This is a genomic window from Streptomyces sp. DSM 40868, from assembly GCF_011820545.1.
GTDB classification, from domain to species: domain Bacteria; phylum Actinomycetota; class Actinomycetes; order Streptomycetales; family Streptomycetaceae; genus Streptomyces; species Streptomyces eurythermus.
Genome location: NZ_CP050504.1, coordinates 7018194 through 7029523 on the forward strand (window position 1 = coordinate 7018194; position 11330 = coordinate 7029523).

Sequence of the window (11330 nt, forward strand, 5' to 3'; positions counted from 1 at the left end):
CCGGAGATCACTGCTCGCGGAGCGGGACGGACACCTGTGACGGGTCGTCCCCGCAGCGGGGAGAAGGTCAGCTGCGCGCCGGACGGGTTGTGCTCGGCGGTGTGACATCCGCCACCGGCCCGACCGCGCCCGTGCCGTACGCGTGTTCGACTTCCGGCATGGTGGGGCGGGGCACCCCGGCGTACTGTCGGTACAGCACCGTTCTGGTTACGCTGCGCGGACTGTCCCGACGGGAGGTACGCATGGGTCGCCCAGACAAGCGGAAACTGGCGGTTCTGGCGGTCTCGGCCGCCATGGTGTCGGTGGGTGCGGCGGCGCCGCCCGCCGCGCAGGCGAGCGAGACGGCCACCAAGACACCCGTGGCGGTCGGTTACGGCGGAGCCGTCGCCAGCGTCGACGCGGACGCCTCCGCCGCCGGCATCGAGATCCTCAGGCGCGGCGGCAACGCGGTGGACGCGGCCGTCGCCACGGCCGCCGCGCTCGGCGTCACCGAGCCCTACTCCTCCGGCATCGGAGGGGGCGGCTACTTCGTCTACTACGACGCGAAGACCCGCACGGTCCACAGCATCGACGGCCGCGAGACCGCGCCGCTCGCCGCGGACTCCGGCCTGTTCACCGAGAACGGCAAACCGCTCCCCTTCGACCAGGCCGTCACCAGCGGGCTGAGCGTCGGCACCCCGGGCACCCCCGCCACCTGGCAGAAGGCCCTGGAGGAGTGGGGCAGCGAGAACCTGCGTACGGTCCTGAAACCGGCCGAGCGAATAGCCCGCGACGGCTTCACGGTGGACGGCACCTTCCGGGCGCAGACCGCGGCCAACGAGACCCGGTTCCGCTACTTCCCCGACACCGTGAAGCTGTTCCTGCCGGGTGGCCGGCTCCCCGTCGTCGGCTCCACCCTGAAGAACCCCGAACTGGCCCGCACCTACGAGCAGCTGGGCCGCGAGGGCACGTCCGCCGTCTACCGCGGGGACATAGGCGACGACATCGTCAAGACCGTCGAACACCCGCCCGTGGACCCCGCCTCCGGCTGGAACGCCCGCCCCGGCAAACTCGCCGAGAAGGACTTCGCGGTCTACCGGGCCAAGCTCCAGGCCCCGACCAGGGCCTCCTACCGCGGCCTGGACGTCTACTCCATCGCCCCCTCCTCCTCCGGCGGCACCACCGTCGGCGAGGCCCTCAACATCCTGGAGCGGACCGACCTGTCGAAGGCGGACCAGGTCCGGTACCTGCACCGCCTCATCGAGGCGAGCCGCGTCGCCTTCGCCGACCGCGGGCGCTGGGTCGGCGACCCGGCCTTCGAGGACGTACCGACCCGGGGGCTGCTGTCCCAGCGGTACGCCGACTCGCGCGCCTGCCTCATCAAGGACGACGCCGTCCTCGCCAGCCCGCTCGCCCCCGGCGACCCGCGCCGGCCCGCGCCCTGCGGCAAGGGCGGCACCGCGGCCCCGACGACGTACGAGGGCGAGAACACCACCCATCTGACCGTGGCCGACAAGTGGGGCAACGTCGTCGCCTACACGCTCACCATCGAGCAGACCGGCGGCAGCGGCATCACCGTCCCCGGCCGGGGTTTCCTGCTCAACAACGAGCTGACCGACTTCTCCTTCGCCCCCGCCAACCCGGCCGTCCACGACCCCAACCTGCCCGGCCCGGGCAAGCGTCCGCGCTCCTCGGTCGCCCCGACGATCGTGCTCGACCGCCAGGGCCGGCCCGTCGTGGCGGTCGGTTCCCCGGGCGGCGCGACCATCATCACCACCGTGCTGCAGACCCTGACCGGATTCCTCGACCGGCGGCTGCCACTGGTCGACGCGATCGCCGCACCGCGCGCCAGCCAGCGCAACACGGCGAGGACCGAGCTGGAACCGGGGCTGTACGACAGCGAGCTGAGGCGCCGTCTGGAGGCCATCGGGCACTCGTTCAGCACCACCCCCGAGATCGGCGCCGCCACCGGCGTGCAGCGCCTGCCGGACGGCAGGTGGCTGGCCGCCGCCGAGAAGGTACGGCGCGGCGGCGGCTCGGCGATGGTGGTGCGCCCGGCGCGGTAGTCCTCCGGAGTCCTCCGGCCGCCGGACCCGTGCGTCACGACCCCGGCGGCCGGCTGGGTCACAACTCCGGGGCGGGCGGCCGGTCCTGCGGGTCCGGGGCGGGCGGGGCCGCCCGATCGGTGCGGAAGTCCAGCCGCCCGTCCCTGACGTCCACCGTGACCCGGCCGCCCTCGGAGACCGTGCCGTTCAGCAGCAGCCGGGACAGCTGGTTGTCCACCTCGCGCTGGATGGTGCGGCGCAGCGGCCGGGCGCCGTACTCGGGCTGGTAGCCGCGCTCGGCCAGCCAGTCCACGGCCGCGCTTGTGAACTCCACCGACACGCCCTGCCCCTCCAGCAGCCGCCGGGTGCTCTCCAGCAGCAGGTCGGTGATCCGCCGCAGCTGGTCGTTCGTGAGCTGCCGGAAGACCACGATCTCGTCGATCCGGTTGAGGAACTCCGGCCGGAAGTGCTCCCGCAGCGGCCGCAGGATCCGTTCCCGCCGTGCCTCCTCGTCGGCCTCCGTGCCACCGGGTCCGAATCCGATCCCGGCCCCGCGCCGGGTGATCGCCTCGGAGCCCAGGTTGCTGGTCATCACGATGACCGTGTTGCTGAAGTCCACCGTCCGGCCCTGCGAGTCGGTGAGCCGGCCGTCGTCCAGGACCTGGAGCAGGATGTTGAAGACGTCCGGGTGCGCCTTCTCCACCTCGTCCAGCAGGAGCAGCGAGTACGGGTGCCGGCGCACCACCTCGGTGAGCTGCCCGGCCTCCTCGTGGCCGACGTAGCCGGGCGGGGCGCCCACCAGCCGGGAGACGGTGTGCCGCTCCTGGTACTCGCTCATGTCGAGCCGGACCATCCGGTCCTCGCTGCCGAACAGGGCCTCCGCCAGCGCCCGGGCCAGCTCGGTCTTGCCGACGCCGGTCGGGCCGAGGAAGAGGAAGCTGCCGATCGGCCGGTTGGGGCTGGCGAGCCCGGCGCGGGAGCGCAGCACCGCCTCCGAGACCACGGCGACCGCCTCCTCCTGGCCGACCACCCGCTGGTGCAGGTGCTCCTCCAGGCCGAGCAGCCGCTCCTTCTCCTCCTCGGTCAGCCGGCTCACCGGGATGCCGGTCTGCCGGGACACCACCTCGGCGATGGCCTCCGCCGTCACCTCCAGCTGCCCCTCGTCGGCCTTCCCGTCCTCGCTGGCCGCCGCGATCCGCCGGGTCAGCTCGGTGATCCGGTCGCGCAACTGCTTGGCCTGCTCGTAGTCCTCGTCCGCGACCGCCTGGTCCTTGTCCCGGGCCAGCTGTTCCACCTCGCGCTCCATGGCGCGTACGTCCGTGCCCTTCGTGCCGGCGCCGAGCCGGACCCGGGCGCCGGCCTGGTCGATCAGGTCGATCGCCTTGTCCGGCAGCCGCCGGTCGGTGAGGTACCGGTCCGACAGCTCCACGGCGGCCACCAGCGCCTCGTCGGTGTAGCGGACCTGGTGGTGGGCCTCGTACCGGTCGCGCAGCCCGCGCAGGATGCCGATCGTGTCCTCCACCGTCGGCTCCGGCACCAGGATCGGCTGGAACCGGCGGGCCAGCGCCGCGTCCTTCTCGATCCGGCGGAACTCCTCCAGCGTGGTCGCGCCCACGATGTGCAGCTCGCCCCGGGCGAGGGCGGGCTTGAGGATGTTCCCGGCGTCCATCCCGCCGCCGTCGCCGCCGGAACCGGCGCCGACGACGGTGTGCAGTTCGTCGATGAAGACGATCAGCCGGCCGGAGTGGGCGCGGATCTCCTCCACGATGTTGTTCAGGCGCTCCTCGAAGTCGCCCCGGTAGCGGGTGCCGGCCACCACCCCGGTCAGGTCCAGGGCGATCACCCGGCGCCCGGCCAGCACGTCCGGCACGTCCCCGTCGGCGATGCGCTCCGCCAGCCCCTCGACGATCGCCGTCTTGCCGACGCCCGCGTCACCGATCAGCACCGGGTTGTTCTTGCCGCGCCGGGACAGCACCTCGATGGTCTGCTCGATCTCGCTGTCCCGGCCGATCACCGGGTCGATCCGGCCCTGCCGGGCCAGCTCGGTCAGATCACGGCCGTACTTGTCCAGGGTGGGCGTGCCGGTGGGCCGCTGCCGCTCCGGGCGGGGCTGTGTGCTCTCCGGGACCTCCGGCGGCATGGAGCGCGGCTGGAACCGGGCCGCGTGCAGGATGTGCCCGGCCGCCGAGTCCGGGTTCGAGGCCAGCGCGCTGAGCACGTGCTCCGGGCCGATGTACCCGGCGCCGCTGGCCCGCGCCATGTCGTGGGCGTCCAGCAGGGCCCGCTTGACGGCCGGGGTGAGGGACAGCGAGGTCGGCGGCGGGCCCTCGCCCGGCGGGTGCTGTACCGGACCCGCCCGGTCGTCGATCTCCGAGGCGAGCGAGTCCGGGTCCGCGCCCGCCCGGCTCAGCAGGCTCCGGGTGGGCTCCGCCGACACGGCCGCGCGCAGCAGGTGCTGGGTGTCCAGATCCCGGCTGCCGTGCTCGGCGGCGTACTGCGCGGCTCCTCTGACCAGCTCCCGGGCCGGCTGGCTGAGCAGGCGGCCGATGTCGATGTGGCGTGGCGCGCCGCCGCCGGCTCCGCTGAAGAAGCGGGCCAGGAAATCACCGAAGGGGTCAGGAGGGTAGCCGTTGGTCATGGCGTTGCGTTTCCTTCGCTGACGACTGGCTCCGCCGGGTAACCGGGTGGGAGCCGCTCATGCCCACGATGACACGATCCGTTGGGGTGGGCATGTTCGCCTACGAGGGGGTGGTTCCTGCGTTTCGGCGGCTGCGGGGGGCGTCGTGGTCGCTCGCAACCCACGCGGCGGAGCCGCACTGCCGATACCGCCCCGCGCCCCTTCGGGGCGCCTACCGTGCCGTGAGGATGCGGGGGCCCGACTCCGTGATGGCCACCGTGTGCTCGACGTGGGCCGCGCGGGAGCCGTCGTCGGTGCGCAGGGTCCAGCCGTCGGGGGCCTCGTGGTAGCCGTCCTTGCCGCTCGCGATCAGCATGGGCTCGATGGCGAGGACCATGCCGGCCCGGAGCGGCAGGCCGCGGCCCGGGCGGCCCTCGTTCGGGACCTCGGGGTCCTCGTGCATACGACGGCCGACGCCATGGCCGCCGAAGCCCTGCGGGATGCCGTAGCCGGCCGTGCGGCAGGCCCGGCCGACGGCGTGCGCGATGTCCCCGATGCGGTTGCCCACGACGGCCGCCGCGATGCCCGCGGCCAGCGCCCGCTCGGCGGTCTCGATCAGCCGCAGGTCCGCCGGGCGGGGGCTTCCCACCACGAAGCTGATCGCCGAGTCGCTCGCCCAGCCGTCCAGCTCGGCGCCGCAGTCGACGGAGAGCAGGTCGCCGTCGCGGAGCCGGTAGTCCGTCGGGATGCCGTGCACGATCGCGTCGTTCACCGAGGCGCAGATCACGGCGGGGAAGGGGGTCGGGGCGAAGGAGGGGCGGTAGCCGAGGAACGGCGAGGTCGCGCCCGCGTCGCGCAGCACCTCCCGGGCCACCTCGTCCAGCTCCAGCAGTGTGACGCCGACGCGCGCGGCCTCCCGCGCGGCCGTCAGGGCGCGGGCGACCACCTGGCCGGCCGCGTGCATCGCGTCGATCGACTTCTCGGTCTTCAGTTCCACCATGCCAATTACTATACCGGTATTTTAATTGGGTGACGCCCGGCGGGCGGGAAAAGGGGCGACCGGGGGCAGAATGGGGGCATGGTGCGTACCCCTCTCACTCCCGAAGAGCGCGACCGCGGTGAGCGGCTCGGGCGGCTGCTGCGCGAGGCGCGCGGCGACCGGAGCATGGCGGACGTCGCCGCCGCGGCGGGCGTGTCCGCCGAGACGCTCCGCAAGATCGAGACGGGGCGGGCGCCGACCCCGGCGTTCTTCACCGTGGCCGCGCTCGCGGAGGCCCTCGGCCTGTCCATGGACGAGCTGGTGGCGCGGTGCGCCCTGGTGCCCGTCTGAGCCGCCCGTCCACCCCCCGGTGACCGGCTCCGCCACCGGAGTGTGAAACGTGATCGACTCCGTGCTTTGACGACGATGGTCTTGGCAAGGGCCGCCCGGAGGCTTACGTTCGTCCCTCTACCGCCTGCTCTACGGGCGTAGAGGCTCTGACGTCGTGTCGAAGGAGCAGCTCATGGCCAACGTCGTCCGCGCCGCCTTGGTCCAGGCCACCTGGACCGGTGACACCGGGACCATGGTGGCGAAACACGAGGAGCACGCCCGCGAGGCGGCCCGCAGGGGCGCGCGGATCATCGGCTTCCAGGAGGTCTTCAACGCCCCCTACTTCTGCCAGGTCCAGGAGCCGGAACACTACCGCTGGGCCGAACCCGTGCCGGACGGCCCCACCGTGCGCCGCATGCGGGACCTCGCCCGCGAGACCGGCATGGTGCTCGTCGTCCCGGTCTTCGAGGTCGAGCAGTCCGGCTTCTACTACAACACCGCCGCCGTGATCGACGCCGACGGCAGCTACCTCGGCAAGTACCGAAAGCACCACATCCCGCAGGTCGAGGGCTTCTGGGAGAAGTACTACTTCAAACCCGGCAACCTGGGCTGGCCCGTCTTCGACACCGCCGTGGGCAAGGTCGGGGTCTACATCTGCTACGACCGCCACTTCCCGGAGGGCTGGCGCCAACTGGGGCTGAACGGCGCCCAGTTGGTATACAACCCGTCCGCCACCCACCGGGGCCTGTCCGCCCACCTCTGGCAGCTCGAACAGCCCGCCGCGGCCGTCGCCAACGAGTACTTCGTCGCCGCCATCAACCGGGTCGGACAGGAGGAGTACGGCGACAACGACTTCTACGGCACGTCGTACTTCGTCGACCCGCGCGGACAGTTCGTCGGCGACGTCGCGAGCGACAAGAGCGAGGAACTCCTCGTGCGCGACCTGGACTTCGGGCTCGTCGAGGACGTACGGCGGCAGTGGGCCTTCTACCGCGACCGCCGCCCCGACGCCTATGAAGGGCTGGTGCGGCCGTGACCGACCTCTACTCCCGCCACCGCGCCGTCATGCCCGACTGGCTCGCCCTCTACTACGACGACCCGATCGAGATCACCCACGGCGAGGGCCGCCACGTGTGGGACTCCACCGGCCGCAGATACCTGGACTTCTTCGGCGGCATCCTCACCACGATGACCGCGCACGCCCTGCCCGAGGTGACCAAGGCGGTCACCGAGCAGGCCGGCCGGATCGTCCACTCCTCCACCCTCTACCTCAACCGGCCGATGGTCGAACTCGCCGAACGCATCGCCCGGTTGAGCGGCATCCCGAACGCCCGGGTGTTCTTCACCGCCTCCGGCACCGAGGCCAACGACACCGCCCTGCTGCTCGCCACCGCCTACCGGCGCAGCAACACCGTCCTGGCCATGCGCAACAGCTACCACGGCCGCTCCTTCACCGCGGTCGGCATCACCGGCAACCGCGGCTGGTCCCCGACCTCCCTGTCCCCGGTCCAGACCCTGTACGTGCACGGCGGCGTGCGCAGCCGGGGCCCGTTCGCCCACCTCGACGACCGCGCGTTCATCGACGCCTGCGTGGCCGACCTGAAGGACGTCCTCGGGCACACCCGGCCCCCGGCCGCGCTGATCGCGGAACCCGTCCAGGGCGTCGGCGGGTTCACCTCGCCGCCCGACGGACTGTTCGCGGCCTTCCGCGAGGTCCTCGCCGCCCAGGGCATCCTGTGGATCGCCGACGAGGTGCAGACCGGCTGGGGCCGTACCGGCGACCACTTCTGGGGCTGGCAGGCACACGCCCGCAGCGGCCCGCCGGACATCGTCACCTTCGCCAAGGGCATCGGCAACGGCATGTCCATCGGCGGGGTCGTCGCCCGCGCCGAGATCATGAACTGCCTGGACGCGAACAGCATCTCCACGTTCGGCGGCACCCAGATCACCATGGCCGCGGGCCTCGCCAACCTCACCTACCTCCTCGAACACGACCTCCAGGGCAACGCCCGGCGGGTCGGCGGACTGCTCATCGAACGGCTCCGGGCGGCCACCGCCGGGCTGCCCGGGGTGCGCGAGGTGCGCGGACGCGGGCTGATGATCGGCATCGAGCTGGTCAAGCCGGGCACGGACGAGGCCGACCCGCGGGCCGCCGCCGCCGTGCTCGAGGCGGCCCGTCAGGGCGGACTGCTCCTGGGCAAGGGCGGCGGACACGACAGCAGCGCCCTGAGGATCGCCCCGCCGCTGTCCCTCACCGTCGCCGAGGCCGAGGAGGGCGCGGCGATCCTGGAGAACGCGCTCCGGAGCCTGCACTGACGGCGCGCGCTGCCTGCACCGACGAGCCGCGCAGGAGCCCGTCCCGCGCGAGAGAACCGGGGGGTACGGCCATGACCACCGCCTCGGAGTCCCGGCACGGCTGGGAACCCGCCCTGTCCGTCCGCCGGGTGCTCACCCTGGAGCGGGTGTCCGCCGGGGAACCCGAGGTGGTGGCCGGCGCCGACCGGCTGGACCGGCCGGTGCGCCGGGTGCACGTCGCCGAGGCCGCCGATGCCGAGGTGATGCTCAACGGCGGCGAGATGGTGCTCACCACCGGTGTCCTCCCGGCCGGTGACGAGGCCGGGCAGGCCGGGTACATCCGGTCGCCGCACCGGTCGGAGGCCGCCGCCGTCGTGCTCGGCCTCGGCCGGGCCTCGCCGGAGCGGGAGGCGTCGGCGGTGATCAGGGCGGTGAGTCCGGTGCAGGCGGTCTCCGAGCGGCCGACGGTGGCGAACTTGTGCCGGACCGGCCGGGACCGGACCTCTTCGGTCAGTCCGGCCGCCCGGTCGTGGTCACCGACCCCGCCCATCGCGACGCGACCGCGCACCGGGGGCGTACCAGCCGCTGACGGTGCCCTGACCCGAGCCGAGTGACCGAGGAGCAGCATGAGCAGCCGTACCGTCATCCGCCACGGTCTCGTCATCACCGCGTCCGACGAGATCCACGCCGACGTCCTCGTCGAGGACGGCCGCATCGCCGCCCTGGCCACGCCCCACGCGCAGAGCTGGACCGCGGACCGGGTGATCGACGCCACCGGGAAGTACGTCATCCCGGGCGGGGTCGACGTGCACACCCACATGGAGCTGCCGTTCGGCGGCACACACGCCTCCGACACCTTCGAAACCGGCACCCGGGCCGCGGCCTGGGGCGGTACGACCACCATCGTGGACTTCGCGGTGCAGAGCGTCGGCCACACCCTGCGCGAGGGCCTGGACGCCTGGCACGCCAAGGCCGAGGGCAACTGCGCGATCGACTACGCCTTCCACATGATCGTCTCCGATGTGAACGACGAGACGCTCAAGGAAATGGACCTGCTCATCGAAGAGGGAGTGACCTCGTTCAAGCAGTTCATGGCATACCCGGGCGTCTTCTATTCCGATGACGGTCAGATCCTGCGCGCCATGCAGCGCTCCGCCGAGAACGGCGGGCTGATCATGATGCACGCCGAGAACGGCATCGCCATCGACGTGCTGGTCCAGCAGGCGCTGGCCCGGGGCGAGACCGACCCCCGCCATCACGGGGAGGTCCGCAAGGCGCTGCTGGAGGCCGAGGCCACCCATCGCGCGATCCGGCTCGCACAGGTCGCCGGGGCCCCGCTGTACGTCGTCCACGTCTCGGCGACGGAGGCGGTCGCAGAGCTGGCCAGGGCGCGCGACGAGGGGCTGAACGTCTTCGGCGAGACCTGCCCGCAGTATCTGTTCCTGTCCGCCGACAACCTCGCCGAGCCGGACTTCGAGGGCGCGAAGTACGTGTGCAGCACCCCGCTGCGCCCCCGCGAACACCAGGCGAGTCTGTGGCGGGCGCTGCGGACGAACGACCTCCAGGTGGTCTCCACCGACCACTGCCCCTTCTGCTTCACCGGCCAGAAGGAGCTCGGCCGGGGCGACTTCTCCAAGATCCCCAACGGTCTTCCGGGCGTCGAGAACCGCATGGACCTGCTCCACCAGGCCGTCGTGGACGGCCGTATCCCGCGCCGCCGCTGGATCGAGATCGCCTGCGCCACCCCGGCCCGCATGTTCGGCCTGTACCCGAAGAAGGGCACCATCGCCCCGGGCGCCGACGCGGACATCGTCATCTACGACCCGCACGCCGAACAGGTGATGTCCGCCGAGACCCACCACATGAACGTCGACTACTCGGCGTACGAGGGCAAGCGGGTCACCGGCCGCGTCGAGACGGTCCTCTCGCGCGGCGAACCCGTCATCGTCCAGCGGGAGTACACCGGCCGCGCCGGGCACGGGGTCTTCACCCCGCGCTCCACCTGTCAGTACCTGAACTAGGAGTGGCGACCATGGACTTCGGACTCGTCCTGCAGACCGACCCGCCCGCCTCCCGCGTCGTCGCCCTGATGCGACGGGCCGAGCAGAACGGCTTCCGCTACGGCTGGACCTTCGACTCCGCCGTGCTCTGGCAGGAACCGTTCGTGATCCACAGCCAGATCCTGGCGCAGACCGAACGGTTGACGGTGGGCCCGATGGTCACCAACCCGGGCACCCGCACCTGGGAGGTCACCGCCTCGACCTTCGCCACCCTCAACGACATGTTCGGCAACCGCACCGTCTGCGGCATCGGCCGCGGCGACTCCGCGATGCGCGTCGCCGGGCGCAAACCCAACACCCTGGCCCGGATCAGCGAGGCCATGAAGGTCATCCGCGCCCTCGGCCGGGGCGAGGAGGCCGACCTCGGCGGCGCCCGGATCCGCATTCCGTGGATCAAGGAAGGCTCCGAAGTCCCCGTCTGGATGGCCGCGTACGGTCCGAAGGCCCTGAAGATGGCCGGCGAGGAGGCCGACGGGTTCATCCTCCAGCTCGCCGACCTGTATCTGACCGAGTACATGGTGAAGGCGGTCAGGGACGCGGCGGCAGCCGCCGGCCGCGACCCGTCCGAGGTGACGGTCTGCGTGGCCGCCCCGGCCTATGTCACCGAGGACGACTCGCCCGCGGCCCTCGCCCACGCCCGCGAGCAGTGCCGCTGGTTCGGCGGCATGGTCGGCAACCACGTCGCCGACCTCGTCTCCCGGTACGGCGAGGGCTCCGCCGACGTGCCCGCGGAACTCACCGACTACATCAAGGCCCGGCAGGGTTACGACTACGCCCACCACGGGCGCAGCGGCAACCCCGACACCGCGTTCGTGCCCGACGAGATCGTGGACCGGTTCTGTGTCATCGGCCCCGCCGAGCGGCACATCGAGAAGCTGACCGCGCTGCGCGCCCTGGGCGTCGACCAGTTCGCGGTGTACGACATGCACGACGCGCAGGAGACGACCATCGACGTCTACGGCAGCCGCATCATCCCCGCCGTCAACTCCTAGCTGCCGCAGCCTGGTTCGCCGTCCTGGTCACCC

The 11330-nt window shown here is 72.2% G+C and carries 8 protein-coding genes and 1 pseudogene; 7 read left to right on the forward strand and 2 right to left on the reverse strand.

Going from position 1 to position 11330, the window contains the following annotated elements:
* Positions 1-242 precede the first annotated feature (242 nt).
* Positions 243-2045, forward strand: a complete 1803-nt coding sequence (gene ggt / locus HB370_RS31785; RefSeq protein WP_030787664.1) for a gamma-glutamyltransferase — start codon at positions 243-245, stop codon at positions 2043-2045.
* Between the two features lie 58 nt (positions 2046-2103).
* On the opposite strand, the gene HB370_RS31790 is transcribed toward ggt, so the two are convergent.
* Both HB370_RS31790 and map read right to left on the reverse strand, forming a co-directional pair.
* Positions 2104-4662, reverse strand: a complete 2559-nt coding sequence (locus tag HB370_RS31790) for an ATP-dependent Clp protease ATP-binding subunit (RefSeq protein ID WP_030787662.1) — start codon at positions 4660-4662, stop codon at positions 2104-2106.
* A 211-nt stretch (positions 4663-4873) separates the two neighbouring features.
* The gene (gene map / locus HB370_RS31795; RefSeq protein ID WP_030787660.1) at positions 4874-5641 is read right to left on the reverse strand and encodes a type I methionyl aminopeptidase; all 768 of its coding nucleotides are present in this window, start codon (positions 5639-5641) and stop codon (positions 4874-4876) included.
* A 78-nt stretch (positions 5642-5719) separates the two neighbouring features.
* Between map and HB370_RS31800 the strand changes: the two genes are divergently transcribed.
* The 6 genes and pseudogenes from HB370_RS31800 (at position 5720) to HB370_RS31825 (ending at position 11297) form a co-directional block, all read left to right on the forward strand.
* Positions 5720-5971, forward strand: a complete 252-nt coding sequence (locus tag HB370_RS31800) for a helix-turn-helix transcriptional regulator (protein ID WP_030606007.1) — start codon at positions 5720-5722, stop codon at positions 5969-5971.
* 172 nt (positions 5972-6143) lie between these two features.
* Positions 6144-6986: a nitrilase-related carbon-nitrogen hydrolase gene (locus HB370_RS31805; protein WP_030787658.1), complete on the forward strand. Its 843-nt coding sequence runs from the start codon at positions 6144-6146 to the stop codon at positions 6984-6986.
* Between the two features lie 29 nt (positions 6987-7015).
* The gene (locus tag HB370_RS31810; RefSeq protein ID WP_208974540.1) at positions 7016-8266 is read left to right on the forward strand and encodes an aspartate aminotransferase family protein; all 1251 of its coding nucleotides are present in this window, start codon (positions 7016-7018) and stop codon (positions 8264-8266) included.
* 71 nt (positions 8267-8337) lie between these two features.
* Positions 8338-8637 (forward strand): annotated as a pseudogene (locus tag HB370_RS31815) (PucR family transcriptional regulator ligand-binding domain-containing protein); the annotation flags it as partial.
* A gap of 234 nt (positions 8638-8871) precedes the next feature.
* The gene (gene hydA / locus HB370_RS31820; RefSeq protein WP_030787651.1) at positions 8872-10266 is read left to right on the forward strand and encodes a dihydropyrimidinase; all 1395 of its coding nucleotides are present in this window, start codon (positions 8872-8874) and stop codon (positions 10264-10266) included.
* Positions 10267-10277: 11 nt separating this feature from the next.
* Complete coding sequence (locus tag HB370_RS31825) at positions 10278-11297, forward strand: TIGR03842 family LLM class F420-dependent oxidoreductase (protein ID WP_030787648.1); 1020 nt, start codon at positions 10278-10280, stop codon at positions 11295-11297.
* The last annotated feature ends 33 nt before the right edge of the window (positions 11298-11330 follow it).

Excerpts from the sequence above, each read along its gene's own strand:
- ggt (WP_030787664.1), top strand. The coding sequence starts at position 243 with ATGGGTCGCCCAGACAAGCGGAAACTGGCGGTTCTGGCGGTCTCGGCC.
- HB370_RS31810 (WP_208974540.1), top strand. The coding sequence starts at position 7,016 with ATGCCCGACTGGCTCGCCCTCTACTACGACGACCCGATCGAGATCACC.
- HB370_RS31825 (WP_030787648.1), top strand. The coding sequence starts at position 10,278 with ATGGACTTCGGACTCGTCCTGCAGACCGACCCGCCCGCCTCCCGCGTC.
- hydA (WP_030787651.1), top strand. The coding sequence starts at position 8,872 with ATGAGCAGCCGTACCGTCATCCGCCACGGTCTCGTCATCACCGCGTCC.
- HB370_RS31805 (WP_030787658.1), top strand. The coding sequence starts at position 6,144 with ATGGCCAACGTCGTCCGCGCCGCCTTGGTCCAGGCCACCTGGACCGGT.
- HB370_RS31790 (WP_030787662.1), bottom strand. The coding sequence starts at position 4,662 with ATGACCAACGGCTACCCTCCTGACCCCTTCGGTGATTTCCTGGCCCGC.
- map (WP_030787660.1), bottom strand. The coding sequence starts at position 5,641 with ATGGTGGAACTGAAGACCGAGAAGTCGATCGACGCGATGCACGCGGCC.
- HB370_RS31800 (WP_030606007.1), top strand. The coding sequence starts at position 5,720 with ATGGTGCGTACCCCTCTCACTCCCGAAGAGCGCGACCGCGGTGAGCGG.